General features: G+C 49.6%; 16 protein-coding genes. 8 read left to right on the forward strand and 8 right to left on the reverse strand.

All coding sequences use genetic code 11. The features are described from left to right. Positions 1-62: 62 nt before the first annotated feature. Positions 63-1262, reverse strand: a complete 1200-nt coding sequence (locus AC2215_RS09855) for a WD40 repeat domain-containing protein (protein ID WP_486809814.1) — start codon at positions 1260-1262, stop codon at positions 63-65. 524 nt (positions 1263-1786) lie between these two features. On the opposite strand from AC2215_RS09855, the gene AC2215_RS09860 reads away from it, so the two are divergent. Then, the gene (locus AC2215_RS09860; RefSeq protein WP_486809815.1) at positions 1787-2380 is read left to right on the forward strand and encodes a Uma2 family endonuclease; all 594 of its coding nucleotides are present in this window, start codon (positions 1787-1789) and stop codon (positions 2378-2380) included. 119 nt (positions 2381-2499) lie between these two features. On the opposite strand, the gene AC2215_RS09865 is transcribed toward AC2215_RS09860, so the two are convergent. Further along, the gene (locus AC2215_RS09865) at positions 2500-4071 is read right to left on the reverse strand and encodes a DUF5691 domain-containing protein (protein WP_486809816.1); all 1572 of its coding nucleotides are present in this window, start codon (positions 4069-4071) and stop codon (positions 2500-2502) included. A gap of 307 nt (positions 4072-4378) precedes the next feature. After that, positions 4379-4732 carry a DUF6464 family protein gene (locus AC2215_RS09870; RefSeq protein ID WP_486809817.1) on the reverse strand — a complete coding sequence of 118 codons (354 nt, stop codon included), beginning with the start codon at positions 4730-4732 and terminating at the stop codon, positions 4379-4381. A 160-nt stretch (positions 4733-4892) separates the two neighbouring features. Here AC2215_RS09870 and rdgB point away from each other — a divergent pair, with 160 nt between their 5' ends. Further along, positions 4893-5471, forward strand: a complete 579-nt coding sequence (gene rdgB, locus AC2215_RS09875; protein WP_486809818.1) for an RdgB/HAM1 family non-canonical purine NTP pyrophosphatase — start codon at positions 4893-4895, stop codon at positions 5469-5471. Between the two features lie 785 nt (positions 5472-6256). Here the strand turns inward: rdgB and AC2215_RS09880 are convergent. After that, entirely contained in the window at positions 6257-7045 is a 789-nt protein-coding gene (locus tag AC2215_RS09880) for an ABC transporter permease (RefSeq protein WP_486809819.1), read from the reverse strand. A gap of 850 nt (positions 7046-7895) precedes the next feature. On the opposite strand from AC2215_RS09880, the gene AC2215_RS09885 reads away from it, so the two are divergent. Beyond that, entirely contained in the window at positions 7896-8132 is a 237-nt protein-coding gene (locus AC2215_RS09885) for a hypothetical protein (RefSeq protein ID WP_486809820.1), read from the forward strand. A 122-nt stretch (positions 8133-8254) separates the two neighbouring features. Here AC2215_RS09885 and AC2215_RS09890 read toward each other — a convergent pair whose 3' ends face one another. Genes AC2215_RS09890 through AC2215_RS09900 form a run of 3 tightly spaced genes read right to left on the reverse strand, consistent with a single transcriptional unit; the run spans position 8255 to position 9645 of the window. Further along, positions 8255-9190 carry a glycosyltransferase family 2 protein gene (locus AC2215_RS09890; protein ID WP_486809821.1) on the reverse strand — a complete coding sequence of 312 codons (936 nt, stop codon included), beginning with the start codon at positions 9188-9190 and terminating at the stop codon, positions 8255-8257. A 6-nt stretch (positions 9191-9196) separates the two neighbouring features. Beyond that, complete coding sequence (locus AC2215_RS09895; protein ID WP_486809822.1) at positions 9197-9448, reverse strand: hypothetical protein; 252 nt, start codon at positions 9446-9448, stop codon at positions 9197-9199. 26 nt (positions 9449-9474) lie between these two features. Beyond that, positions 9475-9645 (reverse strand): hypothetical protein, encoded by a 171-nt coding sequence (locus AC2215_RS09900; protein WP_486809823.1) that lies wholly within the window; start codon positions 9643-9645, stop codon positions 9475-9477. Positions 9646-9932: 287 nt separating this feature from the next. On the opposite strand from AC2215_RS09900, the gene ilvC reads away from it, so the two are divergent. From ilvC to AC2215_RS09915, 3 genes are all read left to right on the forward strand, one after another. Beyond that, positions 9933-10928 (forward strand): ketol-acid reductoisomerase, encoded by a 996-nt coding sequence (gene ilvC / locus AC2215_RS09905; RefSeq protein WP_486809824.1) that lies wholly within the window; start codon positions 9933-9935, stop codon positions 10926-10928. 140 nt (positions 10929-11068) lie between these two features. Beyond that, positions 11069-11770, forward strand: a complete 702-nt coding sequence (locus AC2215_RS09910; protein ID WP_486809825.1) for a hypothetical protein — start codon at positions 11069-11071, stop codon at positions 11768-11770. Positions 11771-11870: 100 nt separating this feature from the next. After that, on the forward strand, positions 11871-14915 hold the full coding sequence (locus tag AC2215_RS09915) for a UPF0182 family protein (RefSeq protein ID WP_486809826.1): 3045 nt from the start codon (positions 11871-11873) through the stop codon (positions 14913-14915). Positions 14916-15484: 569 nt separating this feature from the next. Here AC2215_RS09915 and AC2215_RS09920 read toward each other — a convergent pair. Next, on the reverse strand, positions 15485-15700 hold the full coding sequence (locus AC2215_RS09920) for a hypothetical protein (RefSeq protein WP_486809827.1): 216 nt from the start codon (positions 15698-15700) through the stop codon (positions 15485-15487). 345 nt (positions 15701-16045) lie between these two features. Here AC2215_RS09920 and AC2215_RS09925 point away from each other — a divergent pair, with 345 nt between their 5' ends. Next, positions 16046-17251 (forward strand): glycosyltransferase family 4 protein, encoded by a 1206-nt coding sequence (locus tag AC2215_RS09925; protein ID WP_486809828.1) that lies wholly within the window; start codon positions 16046-16048, stop codon positions 17249-17251. Positions 17252-17390: 139 nt separating this feature from the next. Next, a complete protein-coding gene (locus tag AC2215_RS09930) occupies positions 17391-18284 on the forward strand; it encodes a WecB/TagA/CpsF family glycosyltransferase (protein ID WP_486809829.1) in 894 nt (297 codons plus the stop codon). Positions 18285-18329: the final 45 nt, after the last annotated feature.

The following is an 18329-nucleotide window of genomic DNA, read 5'->3' on the forward strand; positions in this document are numbered from 1 at the left end:
CTCCGCGTCCCCGCGTCCCCGCGTCTGGAGCGTCATTTCTCACCCTGCTCCTAATTTTCCCATCACTGGGAGTCGATCGCCACATTCCATAGTTGCACGTCGAAATTTTCCGTCAAGGCGAGGGTTTGGCTATCGGGACCGAAATAGAGGCTGCCGTAACTGTAGCGCGGTTTGACGATCGATTGATTTTTCCAGGTTTCCAGATTCCAAACGCCGATGCTGGAGTTGCCGTCGTCGATGGCGATGAAGCGAGAATCCGGGCTGAACGCCGCATCGTAACCATCAAAGGTGGAGACCGTCAAACCGTCTAAATGCCACAATCGCACTTGACCGTCGCCACCGGCAGTGGTCAGCCAGCGCCCGTCATTGCTGAACTCGAGGCGATTCACCCGGTCGTCGTGACCGTTAATCTGGGCGATCGCTTCTCCCTGGCGACTCCACAGAAAGATGGTTCCATCATCGCTGGTGGTGGCAATGCGATCGCCGTCGGGACTGAAGCGAACGCGAGTGATGGGGACTTCGTGGGAGATTTCGAGAATTGGGCGCAGAATCCAACCGCCGACCTGCCACAGGGTAACGGTTCCGTCGGTTCCGGTGGTGGCGATAGTGCGACCGTCGGGGCTAAAGCTGAAATCCTCTCCGGAAACAGTTTTGAGTTGCCAGCCGTTGAGATTCCACACTTTAATGGTGCGATCGCGGCCAACAGTGGCGATGGTTTTACCGTTGGGGGAGAACTCGACTTTTTCCACCCATTCTCCGTGAGGAAGGGATCGGAAGGGTTGGAGTTGTTCGCCGTCAAACTGCCACAGTTCGACAGTTCTGTATTCGCTGGTAATCAGGGAATCAAAAGATTCATCGGGGGTGTTCAAGGCGGCTGCAATCAGGCTGCCATCGGGACTGAAGCGAACTTGTTCGACGGGCAAACTGTTATCGTCAAATACCGAAGCGATGGGAGTTCCGTCTCGATGCCACAGAGACAGGGAATCGGAAGCGGTAGCGATATATTTACCGGTGCGATCGAAAGCTACATCGGAAATCGCATTGCCATCGGCATCGAGGCGATCGCCTTTTTGGAATAATACTGTTGGATCTAATGGATCTAAAGGTTCTTGAAGAAACGCACGATTAGTTTGAGAAAGCTGTTGGGAAAGGGTCGAAACCGTTGCCGAAAATGCCACTTCGATCGCACAAATTGCCGTCGCACAAAAGCCAAGAGAAAGACCTAAAATGAGAAGCGATGATTGTTTGGATCGATTTCGCATGATTGAGAGTTGGAGAAGTTTCTAGGATATCTCTAGAATACGAAGCATTTCAAATTCTCAGTGATTTTACAGTGTCAATTTCGCGATCGGCTACTTTATAGCGGTTTGCATAAACATTGACCCCATACAGAATTGCTATACAAAATGTAAGCATCAGCAAATATTTCAACTTGGGTCTACCTTTGTGAAAATTGTAACAATCCTTTCTGAATTGATTTTTAATTCGCCCTTTTAAAGTATAAAAAAATAATATATCGTTTCTTGAATCTAAAGCTTGTAAAAATAAGAACAGTTAATCGACGAACAAAAAAGTTGAATTATTTCCATAAAGAATGTCTACTCGAGCGTCGATTGCGATGGATTTACAACGTTCTAAAGATTGCTCTTCCAGCAGCCATCGAAAAATTGAGTTTGGGTTGATAGTTGAATACTTTTTTATCTCTACGATAGAATCAAGTTAATTTGTTTACACTAGTTAAAAACCCAAGGTCTCGAAAGTCATATTACAACTCAGATCGGTACCCATGACCTTTGCACTTGAAAAACGAACTTACACGACCCAGGAATACCTCGACCTCGAAATCCAAGCCGATACCCGGCACGAATACTGCAATGGAGAAATTCTCGAAATGACAGGAGGAACCCCGAACCATAACCGAATTGCAGTTAACCTTTGTACGATTTTGTGCTTCGGTCTCAAACGCCAGCCTTACGATGTTTTCGTTACCGACCAACGCCTTTGGATTCCTACAGTTAATCGTTACACCTATCCGGATGTAATGGTGACTCGCGATCCGCTGCAACTTCAAGAGGGACGTACTGATACGATTATCAATCCCTTGCTGATTGCTGAAGTTTTATCTAAATCGACTGGCAACTACGATAAAGCTGAAAAATTTAGCGCTTATCGGACGATTTCTAGCTTTGAAGAATACTTAACGATAGACCAATATACAGTTCATATCGAACATTATACTCGAACTAATGAGGGCTGGTTATTACGGGATTATTATGAGATGGAAACATCGTTTACGCTCAGTGCCATCGATCTAGAAATTACCATTGCCGATCTGTATGATAAAGTCGATTTTACTAGTTCCAACCCAAATTCAATTTAAATGCAAATTTAACAGACCCTAAAAGACTCCATGACAGGCAGTTTGATATGATTCTATTAAGTCACCGTTTTGGGCAATACAAATTTAATCGCTTCACCTTCGATTTCAGGCGATTTAATTTAAATTTCATCGATCGCCCGACGACACGCCCGCCGAAATTGGAGCATCTCTAAAAACTCATTTACGGTTTGCGCCCAATAGGTTCTGGGTTTCGCGACATTTTGCAGACCAGCGATCGCCTCATCCACCATCGCCGGATCGATAACATCGGCAAAATCGAGAAACGCCGATCGCAAACCCCAATTATAATTATCTTTACTCGTGGCAATTTCATTGGAGAACCGATCGAGAACGGCACGGGTCAGTGTCGCACTCCAGCAATGCTGACACCGGCGCAACAGGCAAACAGCTGGGTGATTTTTGCTGAGGCGACTACCATCGAATTTCACGAGATTGACGATCGCCCCTTCGAGAACTTCGACAGGGAGAACCCGCATCAACGCCTCGAGCGAATTTTCGCCACCGATGGCATACCCTTTCAAACCCGGTAACACCTTCAGCAACGCCCGCGCCCATTCTACATCTTGATGCCGCGCCGCTGCGATCGCCCATCCTTCCAGTAGTGCGTTTTCATACTCCTCTCCCTTCACCGCCTTTACCCACGCAGCCGGGGATGCAAACTTACCCCACAAATCTGGAGGAACCGCCGACACCATCTGTAACAGCCACCAAGGCTGGGCTTTAATCCCCGCCGGGGGTTGGGGAACGATGCCATCGCGGGTGGCTTCTTTCGGACAGGTTTTGGGCAGTTCGATCTCTAATTTGATATCTAGCTGTAGGGAGGGGTTTTGAGAAATCGTGACGTACTTCAGCAGTCGCTGGCGCGATCGATCGCAAAATCCTGATTGCGGCAGTCTCGCCAGCAAGTCCGCAGCCGCCGCGCGAACCAGTTTGCTTTTATCCGCCAGCGCCAATTCCAGTAGGGCAACGTCTGCCAAACTCAACCCTACCGCAAACGCCGCCAAAAACTTTGCTCGATCGGGGGCCTTATCCTTTTTCCAAGACGATTTTACCCATTCGGCAGCTAAACTCGGATCGGTGGCACGCAGCCGTTGCAACACCTGCTGGCGCATCCCACTCGTTCCCTGCTGCCACATCTGGGCTTCCGTTCCCGGTTCGATATTGAAATCTCGAACGTAGTCCCAATCGGGGTTTTGCTGTGCCAGCCAGCATCCTCGCTTGCCGAGAACCGGGAACAGAATCGCGCGAAATTGGGGATGTTGCCGTCCCCACTCCAGCAACGGCGGCAAGCATTCTGACGGAACCCGTTGTTGGGCTTTTGTCACCGCCTCCAGCCATTCGGGAAGTACTTTGGCAAACGCATTGGCAAATTCATTAGCCGACTCACCCGCGAGCATTTGTTGCAGGTGTTGCGCCGCGCGAGGAGAGCAAAATGGGAATGGATCGGGGACACAGGGAGCAATGCGATCGCCTGCTTTGACAGTTGGTACGTGCCCGGCTTGCTGGTGTAAGCCCAGAATTGCCGCCGCACTCAGTAGCGATCGTTCCGAATCAGCGGTGTCGAGTTGCCCCAAAAGCTTGCTAACGTTGCTCTCCGTCTTGGGTAAAAGGAGAGATTGGCGATCGAGTCCGAGGGATGCCAATTTTACGATATCGTGCCATCCATTCACAGCTGATTTTCTGGAGTTCAAACAAATTTTCGATAACTGTCGTTGATGAATTTTGGCATTTTACGCCATGTGCAACTTGTTTATCCAAAACCTGACCGCACGGGGGAATGGGGAATGGGGAATGGGGAATGGGGGATTTTTCGACTCGCTCACCATATGGCTTGACAAAAAGATTGCACACCGCGTACTCTTAAAAATCTTCAAAAAAGAAAATAAAAAATGTTGTTGTTAATACAGCGTTTCGTCGAAAAATGATTGATTTGAAAAATTCACGATCGAGATCTGAAAATAGATAATGCGCGATCGTCTATTTTTTCTGATAGTATCTACATCCCTGACACGGTCCTTCTGGATTCACCGCACAACGGAGTAATTCAGAACGAGCGTTGTAGAGACAATTCGCATCGCCAATCACCCAACGACCTTCGATGAGACTTTTCTCATCGGGACGGCGGGCGGATTGAACGTAGAGAGCAATTTTGTGGAGGCGGTAGCGACCGGCTTTAAACTGATATCGGTGGCGGCGTTCGAGAACGGTGTAGGTCTTGCCTTCGTGTTCGAGATAGTGACCCGGTTGGGGTTGCCAGTCGAGGCGCACTTTACCCAGAGACCGAGCGGACTTGGAGAGTATAATCTCCGTCGATAGCGAGTCTGGATCCATAGCGTTGATGTCGTACAATTTACATTTTAAATTACTGTACTCGATCGCGGCGGCTGGGAATTCTGAAGATGATATTAATAGATGGGGGTGTGAGACCGTGGCAGTGCTGCTTCTGCGCCCCCCTGTCTCCCGATCTCCTTATTCAAATCCATTTATCTCAATGACCGTACTTGTTTTCGCAACGGGTAATCCCGGCAAACTCAAAGAAATGCAGCCCTTTTTGACGGGACTCGATTGGGAACTACAACTCAAACCGGCAGATTTAGAAATTGAAGAAACCGGAGTCACTTTTCTCGAAAATGCCCGCCTGAAAGCCTCAGAAGTCGCTAAAGCCACCGGACAATGGGCGATTTCCGACGACTCGGGGTTATCCGTCGATGCCCTCAATGGCGCGCCGGGTATCTATTCCGCCCGTTACGGCAAAAACGATCGAGATCGCATCGCCCGCTTGTTGCAGGAGTTGGAGGGAGAAACCCAACGTCAGGCGCAGTTTGTTTGTGCCATTGCCCTGGCACGTCCCGACGGAGAAATTGCCCTAGAAGTGGAAGGGATTTGCCCTGGAGAAATTCTCGATGCCCCTCGAGGAACGGGGGGTTTCGGTTACGATCCGATTTTCTACGTTCCCCAGCATCAAATGACCTTTGCCGAGATGCCCCCAGAACTCAAACAGCAGTGCAGCCATCGGGGGAAAGCTTTTGAAATGTTGCTGCCCCAGCTTTCCCAACTCGCTCTCAAGTAACGCCACGTGCAACCGATCGCGGTTTTGGTTTTGGCTAAAGGTAGACACCTCTGGAGGGGTGGGTGGGCAGTTTTTGGTGCGGAGGTTGCACTTTTACTTTTATACAAGCGATCGAACTGCCCACCCTACCGATGACACTTGTGTCAGGCAGTCAGGATGACAGGTCCTAGATTTGAGAGTGGCAATAAATATTTGGGAATTTGATGCCAAAAAGCTTTCCCAATCAGGCTTCTAGCCTTTGCGATCGAAGTTGGGTCTCAACTCCAATCAGAAACAGAGGCAAGATTTGTATATTTAAGTTCATAAATCCAAGAGTGAAACTTTTTATAGGTTAAACTTTCATTTCTTAGTCTTGATTTCATTGCCTAAATTCACTAAATTAAGAATTGAAGCAAGTAAAGCTTCCCTGACAGATACCAAGCCACTTCTTGGAATCGTTAAAACAGGAGGTTTATCTAACTGTCTCATTCATATCTGTCTCGTTCACCAGTAGTAGCAGCACTCACGAAAACGCTAATATTTCCTAATTGGTAGAGAACGTGGGAGCAATGCACTGAAATAATATTCCTTCATATTATTAGGTGTAACTCTATTTAAAATTACGTTATCAAGGAAATTCCTTAGCTAGTATTGCCAGAGTGTTGCTATTACTAATTTAAGGGAGTTTTTCTCGCTCCACTCCTTTCTCACCCAAAAGAATCTAACGTCTCTCGATCTCAAGTACGCAAAGGTCACAAAGTGAAAAGAAAGGTGAGAAGAAACAGACACTTTTTTTCCTCACGAGACTACGCCCCCATTCCCGAATATTGCTTGAGTCCTTGCCGCCACAACCAACGATTCAAGACCCAAAAGATTGCCATCCAGGCTAAAATCACCAGCAACCCTCGCCCGAAATTCACCGGTAAGTCCATGAGTATTGAAGCGGGAAAATAGACAAAGTAGGGAAACGGCGTCCACATCACCACTTGACGAACTGCATCGGGAAACATTTCCAGCGGTGCGACCAAACCCGACAGAAAGAAATACGGTAACAGCCAAAATTGCTCGATGGCACTAGCCCGTTCGAGCCAAAACGCAAACAGAGCAAAGGTATATTGCACCAGAAAGCGCAGCAGAAACACTAGGGGGACGATCGCCATCAATCGGAAGACATTCTCCACCGTCGGGAACCACAACGCTTCGGGATAGAGGGTGAAGAATAACAACACCAGCCCGAAAATAAACGGTATCCGAGCGACTCGTTCTGCGCTATGACCGGCAAGATGGTGGGAAACGGGGTCGATGGGTTGCAGCAGTTTCGGGGAGAGTTTCCCTTCTACGACCTCTTTCTCGAAATCCCAAATCACCCAGACGACATTGAATTGCCGGACGATAAATGCGGCGAGGAAGTAGCGGGCAAATTCGATCGAGGATAGTCCGACCTGTCCCTGGTCTGCTGCTTTCATCCAAATCCCCATCAAAATAAACGGCAGGGAACCTGAGAGTACCCAGAAAAATAACTCTGCCCGATATTCGAGCATATAGGCGTAGTAGGTCGAGAGGAAGGTTGTGACTTTTTTGAGGATACGACGCATAGTGGATGGAGATAATTTTAGATTTTATAGCTGTATTTAGTGAGGTTAGGACATCTGACAATGCTACAAGGTCTCAGTAGCAAGGCTTTGCTGAAAGCTGACTGCTGAAAGCTGACTGCTTACGGCTATAGAGTTTAGATTTTAGATTTTAGATTTTAACGTCAGTTCGGGTTCAGGATACTTGAAAGTCGAGCGTACTGATGTGGATTCGAGTCATGAGTAGAAAAACCTTTCACCCCACTGGTTCTAATCGACTCTAAGCACTCGCGATCGCCCCCGACTCTACCCCCTACACCCTACACCCCACCCCCAACCGACAGTTTTTATCCCGAACTGACGTGATGTTAGATTCTCAAAATTGCCCTGACGAGCAATAGAGCTTTAGGATACGGGAAAAGAACTCATCAGCCCTCGGAGTCAACGACCGTATCGCCTGTCATCCCGGCTGCGCGCTAACCCCCACCCTGTATTTTGGCAGAGGTCGGTATTCGATCGCCGGAATTTCACCCATGGGGTTGGTTGCATCAAAGAACGTTAACCCTTCACAATGAAGAGCGGTCGCATTCTTAAAAATCTAATTTCAGACAACTATTCAAACAATTCTATTTCTCATCTCTCAATGTGCCATTTGGGTAACTGCACCCTGACCTCGATCTATCTGCAGCTCGATCGACCGAAGGTAAAACGCCTTGCGTCTAGGGGATTGGGAGCGATCGCGCGCTCGAACGCGATTTCCTCTAGCTCGGTAGACGATCGAGTAAGTTCGACGGTTTCCCCTTTTTTCCTCCGATCCCTACCGACACAATAAACCTAGACGAACGCAAGTTACCCCTCTCCATCCAATAAACTCATGATGACAAACAACGCAGTCCGCATTCACCTCACCGCTTTCGGCATTACCCTCCTCTCGGCCATCCACGCTTTGAGTCCGCTACCGGGAACCCCGGCCAACGCCCATCACAACCCCATCGATCCCCTCAATCCCGGAGATACTGAAGTCGCCACCATCAGCATCGACACGATCGCATATCAAAACGGTAATTCCGGGGACAGTAGTTCCCAACCCCCTGGCAGTTCTCGCCGCTAATCCCATCCGCTCTATTCGATATTTAGAGCGGCTGTGGGGTGTAGAGTGTGGGTAGAGTGTGGGGACAAATTGTCCCTTTCTCCCTTCCCCTCTTTTCCACGCCTAGAGCGAAGGCTCTAAAATTATTGCGCCAACCACTCGATGGTACGAGCATTCTCTGGTAAGTGCGCCTCTCGTTGCCCCTTCTCTCGCGCTCGCGCCGTAAATAGACCCAGGGGTCCGGCAAGTAACTGGGCACCACTGCCTCGACCGGCGATCGCTTTAAGGGTCTGTTTCGGTAACTCTTTGACAAACCACCCGGCCAACCGGAACCCATATTCTTTCGATGTTTTCTCAGGCATCAAATCGACACCGTGAAGTTGGTGCAAGTATCGATTCGATTCTCCATAGCGCCGCCATTGGCTTTGTAATTCTTTCAGGGTTGCCCGATGGCGGTGTTGCACCACGGCATCTTTAGCAAATTTCAGTTGCCAGTTGGTTTGTTTGAGGATGCGCCAGCACAAATCTGCATCCCCTCCAGTGGTGAGATAGGGTCGAAATAAACCCACTTCCAAGAGAGATTGTCGGCGCACTGCGAGGTTGGCGGTTTGACCGTACGCACAGAAGGGGTGATTGAGGGTATGTTTTTGGGAGAGAGTTTCTTGCCGTTCGGCATGGCGTTCGAGGAGAGTGCGCGCTGGCAGGGCTTGTATTTCCCCAGCAACTAAACCCACCAGAGGATTGCTGAAGGGGGCGATGAGGGCTTCAAGCCAATGGGGTTGGGGACGACAGTCGGCATCGGTAAACGCCAGCACCTCTCCTTTGGCGGCGCGAATTCCGGCATTTCGGGCAGCATAGGAACTTTGGATATTCACTTCGCGAATTGGATGCAGGGCGATCGAATTCTCTCGGGCAGTTGCTTGTAATATTTCCAGAGTTCGATCGCGACTGTTATTGTCTGCAATCAGATATTCGACGCATTCCTTGGGATAAGTTTGCGATCGCAGACAATCGAGCAAGTCGGGCAAATCGGATTCGCCGTTGTAAACGGGCACGATAACAGAAACGCGAGGATACATAGATTCTCAGATAAATTCTTGGGGGATTCTCGGGCAATGAGTCGGGGTAAATGCTGATTCGATCGGACTTGGCTCGATGGTTGTGGCTTCTCTTTGGAGACGATCGAGAAACGTTAGATCGCGCGCGATCGACCTCCCAAGTAAGGTAACGGTAGATTTATCGTCGACGGGGAAAGACTGATGCGTTCGCGAAGCCTCTCCTGGGGAGAATCGCGACCATCGCGCACCCGGCAGACGCTTCTCGATTGGAGTGGGCATCGATAATTGTCGCTTCTTTTTCGATGTTATTCGATCGAGTCGTTAAAGTTCGATGGGTGTTCCTGGATGCACCGGCGATCGCGCTCTGTTTTAGCGAGTATCGCGGTATTCAGACGGGTTAGAAGATTTTTCATTTTTTTGCGCGATCGATTGGTGATGCGAGCAAGATGTTTGCGATCGCGCGCACGCAAACGCACTAAATTGTCCTCACGTCATTTTCCTAACATCATTAGACATAGGCGCGAAAATCAAAAATCCGATCGATATCTATGGTTCAGTCATGAATTTCTTCCCCCTTAACCCTTAACCCTTAACCCTTAACCCTTTTCCTCCTCCAGGTCTATTGAATATAGCTATCTTTTCGGTCCGATCGCCGCACCCAATTCTTCTGCGAGCAATCCCGAATAGTTTCGGGTGCGCAATGTGATTTGATAAGATGGTAAGTCTGCAAATCGACGCCACCCCTATTGGAAGGAGATGCCCTATGGCCCGGATGTACTACGACGAAGATGCCAATTTAGACCTTTTAGCCGATAAAACCGTTGCGATCGTCGGCTACGGTTCTCAAGGTCACGCTCACGCTCTCAATCTCAAAGATAGCGGCGTCAATGTCATTGTCGGGTTGTATCCCGGCAGTAAATCTGCCCCGAAAGCCAAAGATGCGGGGCTGGTAGTACATACCGTTGCCGATGCGGCCAAGGCAGCAGATCTGATTATGATTTTGCTGCCGGATGAAGTGCAGAAATCCGTTTACCAAGAAGAAATTCTGCCCAACCTCGAAGATGGCAATATCTTAGCCTTTGCCCACGGCTTCAACATCCATTTCGGTCAAGTGGTTCCTCCGGCTGGCGTTGATGTGATCATGGTTGCCCCCAAGGGCCCCGGTCATTTGGTACGGCGCACCTACGAACAAGGGGAAGGGGTTCCTTGCCTGTTTGCCGTGTACCAAGATGCCACGGGTCAAGCGCGCGATCGGGCGATGGCCTATGCTAAAGGCGTTGGCGGCACCCGCGCCGGTATCCTCGAAACCACCTTCCGGGAAGAAACGGAAACGGATTTATTCGGGGAACAAGCCGTGCTGTGCGGTGGTTTGAGCGCGCTGATCAAGGCCGGATTTGAAACCCTCGTCGATGCGGGATACCAGCCAGAATTGGCTTATTTTGAGTGCCTGCACGAAGTGAAGTTGATTGTCGATTTGGTTGTGGAAGGGGGACTCGCGAAAATGCGCGATAGCATCTCGACAACAGCCGAGTACGGCGATTACACTCGCGGACCTCGAATCGTGGACGATCGCACCCGCGCCGAAATGAAGAAGATTTTGAGCGAGATTCAGTCGGGAGCTTTCGCACGAGATTTCGTCCTGGAAAATCAGTCTGGCAAGGCTGGATTTACCGCCATGCGCCGTCAGGAAGCCGAACACCCCATCGAAGAAGTGGGTAAAGATTTGCGGGCGATGTTTAGCTGGCTGAAGAAGAAGTAGGAAATTTTCATCGGTAATCAGGTGAAGGAGAAAAAGAGAATCGATCGTTCGTGAGTTGTGATTCTGCCTTCTTCTCCTGATCTGCCTGTTTCCGGAGTCCCCCTTCCTCACCAGAAGGGGGTTCAATTATTGATTTGGAAGTGCTTATCTGGCTGGTTGAAGGTTCTACTACCGTGCTGCAAAAACGGTCATTTTTTTATTCGTCGATCGCTAAATTTGGCTCGATCGTTTTACTGAGTCTTGTCGCTTGGAATTCCCCAGCATTCAGTCACGATAATCCATCTAAAAATGATGCCAAAATCTCGCTCGGTGATGTCGTCTCTACCATTGGTACGGGAATTGCCTTAGCAACATTTGCTCTGGGGGTGTATCAATATGCCGAAGCGCAAAAGTGGAAGCGAGCTGAGTTTGTTGCGGAGAAATTTAAAGAGTTTGAAGCCGATGCGCAAATCAAAAATGTCTTATTGATGTTGGATTACAACCGACGAAAAATTCGCTTTTCCGAGGAAGAATGGATTGAAGTGAGCGATGACGATCTGTGTCGCGCCCTGGATTTAGGAAACGGTCAATTTACGGAAAAGCAAGGCTATATTCGCGATGCCTTCAGCCAATTTTTCGATCGCCTCGAATATTTTGAATCGTTTATCGAAGCCGGACTTGTCACCCCAAAAGAGATTGCACCCTATTTGAGCTATTGGCTTAACATTATCGGCAATCCCAAATCCGGTCGAAAACCCGATCTATTTTATCAAAGTCTCGATCGATTTTTACGCGATTGGGATTATGTGAAAGTCCTAACGCTGCTCGGTCGCTATGGATACTCGCTGTCGGGAAAAAGATAAGGTCAAGTTCGATCGCAATTGTTTTCAAAGCGTAACGCAGGAGAATCGATCGAGCTAAAGATGTCACAATAATAAAGTCATCCAACCATCGAGGCATGACATGACCGATCGCCTTCGCTCTCGAATCTATAGCTCGATCGTTTGGGTTATCGGGCTGGTGCTGGCGATCGATTTGGGCGCGCACCTGGTTGCCGATAGCCTTTGGTTTCAAGAACTTGGGTATTGGAATACCTTTGTCGCCCGCGTCACCACCCAATTTTCCGTCTGGGCGATCGCTTTTGGCAGTACCCTAACCTTTTGCGCTAGCAATTTTTGGCTTGCCCGCCAGCAGCGATACGCCCCCAACGAATGGCCCAGAGAGAAACTCGATGCAATCGACCCGAGATCGGCCCCCCCGTCAAAATTAACCGAGACCGGCGATCGGGTTCCAGCCACCCCACCCCTGGCACTGAGGTGGATTTTAATACTTGGAATCGGCTTGGGATGTCTGATTGGCTCGATTTTGCTCCATTACGGTGGAGTGATGGCGAGTTTGTGGCATCCGGACCTGACGCAGCTCGATATTTCTGCCCCCCTGCCGCCGCGCCTAAACGCCGAAACCCTTTTAAATTGGGCGATCGCTCTCCCTCAAAACCCCTGGCACATTGCGGTTCTGGTGGCCGTTCCCAGTGCCTTTCTCTACTCCACCCGAGTGGGGGCCAGTGCGATCGCCTTAATTCTCAGTTTGGGCTTCGGGATGATTCTCTCGGCACATTGGGCTAAATTCTTGCAATTTCTCAATGCCACTCCCTTTGAAAAGGTCGATCCCGTTTTCAAGAAAGACCTAAGCTTTTATATTTTCAGTCTGCCCATTTCCCAACTCTTTGAATTTTGGCTGTTCGGGCTGACGGTTTGTACCTTGGCTGCGGTCACCCTCATTTACCTCTTCTCTGGCAATTCCCTCAGCGAAGGTCAGTTTCCCGGCTTCTCGCAACAACAGCAGCGACACCTGCAAGCCCTCGGAGGAGTGGTGATGTTGGCCATCGCCCTGCGGTACTGGCTGCGTCGCTACGAACTCCTCTATTCCACCTCCGGCATCATCTACGGGGCCAGCTATACCGATGTGAAGGTGCGCTTGCCGGTTTACGGTATCTTGAGTATCGCGGCATTGGTGGCGGCGTTTCTCTTACTGCGAGAAGCCATCTTCCCCCCCAACCGACCCCGAACGATCCTTCCCCTGCAACGACGCAAACCCAAACGCCCCATTTCCCTGGTTTACCCCATCGGCGGCTACTTCATCGCGGCGATCGTTCTGGGTTGGGGTGTGCCGGGTTTGGTGCAGCGAGTGGCGGTACAGCCGAACGAACTGGCGGTTGAAAAGCCCTACCTCGATCGCAGTATTCGTTGGACGCGCGCCAGTTTCAACCTCGATAATATCGAAGTTCAACCCTTCGATCCCACCGGAGAACTCACTCCGGAAGTCTTGAAGGCTAATGCCCCCACCCTGGAAAATATCCGCCTGTGGGATACTCGTCCTCTCCTCGATGCCAACCGCCAACTGCAGCAAATTCGACTGTACTACCGATTTAACAGCGCCCACCTCGATCGCTACACCCTCCGCCGCAACCCTACCCCAGAAAATCCGAGATCGGTCACTTCGCAACAAGTCGGAATTTCCGCCCGCGAATTGGACTTGAGCGCCTTTCCCGAACAAGCTCAAACCTGGGTAAACCAACACCTCATCTACACCCACGGTTTTGGATTTACCATGAGTCCGGTGAATGCGGTTGCCTCTAGCGGGTTACCTCAATATTTTGTCAAAGGAATCGGAACCGGACCGGCTGGGAACGAGAAGACCGATAGCCCCATCGAAACGGCCGATGCCAATATTCGATCGAGTATTCCCCTCGGTTTTCCCCGAATTTATTACGGCGAACTAACCAATTCCTACGTGTTAACTTCAACGGATACCCTAGAGTTCGATTATCCGGGGGGCACCGAAAATATATATAACACCTACAACGGAGAGGGAGGCATTAGCGTTAAAAACCCGTTACGGCGATGGCTGTTGGCGGAATACTTGCAGGATTGGCGATTGCTGTGGACGCCGGTGAAACCGACAACGAAGTTACTATTTCGACGTAACATTGCCGATCGCGTTCGCTACCTCGCCCCGTTTCTGCGTTACGACAGCCAGCCGTATCTAGTGGTAGCCGATGCTAATTTGGAGAACCCCGAAGAACGCAGCGCCTCCCCTCACTATTTATATTGGATAATCGATGCCTATACCACCAGCGATCGCTATCCCTATTCCGACCCTGGGGAGAATTCATTTAACTACATTCGCAACTCGGTGAAAGTGGTGGTGGATGCCTACAACGGAACGGTGAAGTTTTACGTTGCCGATCCCGACGATCCCATCGTCCGCACTCAGCAAAAAATCTTTCCCAACCTCTTCCAACCCCTCGACACGTTACCCACAACCCTGCGCAGTCATATTCGCTATCCCGTCGATATTTTTAAAGTGCAATCAGAACGGTTGCTCATTTACCACATGACGGATTCCCTGGTTTTCTACAATCGCGAAGACCAATGGCAGATTCCGAAGGAAATTTATCGCGACGAACCCCGGCAAGTCGAACCCTATTATCTCATCATGAAATTACCCACAGCCGGTTCGGAAGAATTCGTGCTGCTCAATCCGTTTACGCCTCCCAATCGCAGTAACTTAATTGCATGGCTTTCAGGTCGATCGGATGGTGAGAACTACGGCAAATTACTCCTGTATCAATTTACCAAACAAGAACTTGTTTACGGTCCCGAGCAAATCGAAGCCCGAATTAACCAACAACCCCCGATTTCCGAGCAATTTTCCCTCTGGGATCAGCAAGGTTCGCGGGTCGTGAAGGGGAATTTGTTGGTGATTCCCGTTGAGAGTTCTTTGCTTTACGTCGAACCGATTTACCTTGAAGCGGAACAAAATAGTTTACCGACACTCGTTCGCGTCATTGTTGCCTATAAAGATGAAATTGTGATGGCACCGACGTTGGAAGAAGCCTTGGATGCGGTGTTCGATCCTCAAACCATTTCCACTGAAGAAATTATCCGCACGACGGATACCCTCGTTCCAGCTTTGGAAACGGACTTAGACGCACAAGGTGAATGATATTTGAAAAATTGCGGGTTGTTCTAAGCTAAGTATTCAGGTATTCGCTGTCATACCGTTTCTCCATGAAGCTGCGCTAAATTTTTTCTGACCCAGTAAGCTTGTGAGCGCATTTTTTTGAGGCCGCTTCACATAGAATTGGTATCAGTCGTTTGCTGAAAACAACGCACTCGATTTTCCCATCTAAAAATTATAGCCGTTTGTGCTCTTTTTCTTAAAATTTTTGAGTAATGTGAAACGGGCAATGGGGAATTAAAAAGACCTATTTTTTTAAGTAAGTCTTCATGTCTCAGCCATCAGTCGCTGATTTCAGAGTGTTTTGCACTCAATATTGACCTCGATCTATTTTTTCGATCTACCCTCAATATTAGAAATATCTCATCTTAAGTTCACCTTCGATCATCTATTTTTCACTTGAAGTTCATATATAGATCTCATATTTAACAATAGCCTTAAGCTATCGAAGTGTTAAGTCGAGTATCAAGGTGAATTGCCAACTCAAAGAGGTGAATGCATGAAACCATTCCGATTCTTGTCAACCCTGCGAAAACAAGCTCAAACCCAATTACCTATGCCCCTCGATCGCGCACCTCCCGATCGAGCTTCAATTTGCGAGTCGATCGGGCTTTGAAAACGGGTAAGGTGCAGACTTTGTTCCTCTTGTCCCCTGACCCCAATTCAGTCATTCGATCGAGGCTAAAATCCTCAGTTCTGTAACCGAATGTAAATCCACCCAACTCATCATCTGGTGAAAACTGGGGTTGATTTACAAATCTCAATGTCATTCAGCTTTTCTGCACCCAGATCTTTAATGGGTGTACCCCACCAATCCAACCACTGCAAAATTCAATATCCGTGAGTATCTCAGATCGGTAATTTTCCTCACCAGAGAAACACGTGGGAATGCGATCGGGTTTCTTTACCCTTAAGAAATCACGATCGCCCTGCAGCCACCCGCACCGGAAAACTCGCCCAATCTCGATCGCCGATTTCCACTCATAGCAACAGTTCTGGGAAAAAAACTGGGGAATTTACGGGGGCGACCCCAAACTCGTAAAGACTACAGTGGAAATAGAGGTAGGCTAATGTCTGCACGCACCGCATTGGAATAATCCGGAGAAGAGAATACCATGCGAATTCTCAGCGTACACAACCGCTATCAAATTCGCGGCGGCGAAGATGAATCCCGCGAAGCAGAGGAGCGTCTACTTCGAGAGAGAGGACATCAGGTTGATGTCTACGAGCAAAATAACGAGAAAATTGCCGAACTGAACAAAGTGCAAGTCGCGGCTAGAACGATCTGGTCTCAAGACACCTATGGCTCGGTTCGCGAAATCCTACAAAAAGATCGATACGATCTCATTCACGTTCAAAACTTCTTTCCGCTGATTTCACCTTCGGTCTACTATGCCGCTTCCTCAGTGGGGGTTCCGGTCGTTCAAACTCTGCGAAACTACCGGCTTTTGTGCCCGAACGCCCAATTTTTTCGGGATGGCAAAGTTTGCGAAGACTGCATGGGGAAGGGAATTCCCTGGCCGGGGGTCGTGCGCGGTTGCTATCGAGGGAACCGGGCGGGGTCGGCAGCCGTCGCGGCAATGATAGCCACTCACCGAGGTCTGGGAACCTGGACGAAAATGGTCGATTGCTACATTGCCATCAGTCAATTTGCCAAGGCAAAATTGCTCGAAGGCGGCTTGCCAGAACCCAAAATGGTCGTCAAACCCAATTTTGTTGCCCCCGATCCGGGGGTCGGGACTGGCAGTGGCGGTTACGCGCTGTTTGTCGGTCGCCTCAGCCACGAAAAGGGATTGGGAACCCTACTCGATGCTTGGAAACGCCTGAAGGTTTCCGTCCCGCTCAAAATTGTCGGAGAGGGACCTTTAGCCGATGAAGTCCGACAACTGAGCCGAGATCTTCCCCAAGTCGAGTGGTTGGGTCGTCAACCTCTGCCCCAAGTGTATCGACTGATGGGAGAAGCCATGTTTTTGGTTTTTCCTTCGGAGTGGTACGAAACCTTCGGTCGCGTTGCCGTTGAGGCCTTCGCGAAGGGGACTCCCGTCATCGCGGCGAATATTGGGGCGATTTCTGAATTGGTCGATTCCGGTCGGACGGGGTTGCTGTTTCAACCGGGAGATAGCGCCGATTTAGCTCGACAAGTGGAATGGATGTTAGCCAATGTTGAAGAGGGCGCGAAAATGCGAGCTGCTGCTCGGCGGGAGTTTGAAGCTAAGTATACTGAAGAAGAAAACTATCGCCAGCTGATCGGCATTTATCGTACCGTTCTCGCATCTCGACAAAATCGAGGTTGTCGTGCACTCGAAGTTATTTCAAATTAAAGATTGCGATCGCATGACTCACGAGCGACTCACAACATAATTTATAGTGGGGTACATTCTACCAATTGTCTACCGGACGATCGTATCTCGTTCGGTGATGGTTTACCTTAAAACCGTTGGAGAAAAATTTTCAGATCCCATGAACGTTAAAACATTACTCCCACCTCCACACAAAACCAGTGTTTTGGGTATTGGAGTCAGCCGAACCAACTACCGAGACGCGACGGAATTCATCATTCAAAACGCAAAACTGCGACAATCTTGTACTGTTGCTCCAACTCCCGTCCACGGGATTATGTCTGGGTACCTCGATCGCAACCATGGTCGTTATCTGAATCAATTTACGATGGTGACCCCCGACGGACAGCCCGTGCGTTGGGCGCTGAACCTACTTCGCCAACCTGGAGATATGCCCTTGCGCGATCGCGTTTGCGGTCCGGTTCTGACCTTGCACCTGTGCAAGCGTGCCGCGGAGGAAAACTTGAGCGTCTTTTTTTATGGGTCGACCGAAGTGGTTTTAGAGAAGTTGCACAGCAACCTCCAGCGCCAATTCCCCAACCTGAAAATTGCAGGCACCATTTCTCCTCCGTTTCGTCCCCTGAGCGATGCAGAACAAGCAGAATACATCGATCGCATTCGCGATTCGGGCGCGAGTATTGTTTTTGTCGGCTTGGGCTGTCCCCGACAAGAAAAGTGGGCTTTCGAGCATCGCCATCAGTTAGATTGTCCTCTGATTTGCATCGGTGCGGCTTTCGATTTCCACTCTGGCAATCTTCCCGTCGCACCTGTTTGGATGCAAAATGCGGGTCTCGAATGGCTGTTTCGCCTCACCCAAGAACCGATTCGTCTGTGGAAGCGGTACTTGCTGCTCAATCCGCTCTACCTGATGCTTTTAGCGGCTCAGATTTTGGGTTGGCTTCCCGGTGGAGAATCTGAGGAGGAAGGCTCGCGACCCGAGCGACGCCGTCACGATCCAAATCTGGGCAAACGACAACTCGTCTCGACCTCTGTCGATTCCGGATCGCGACCCTAACATCATCGAGAGGTTTACAATCGATTGATGGGAGAAGGCACGCCC

It is taken from the genome of Zarconia sp. (assembly GCF_057467645.1).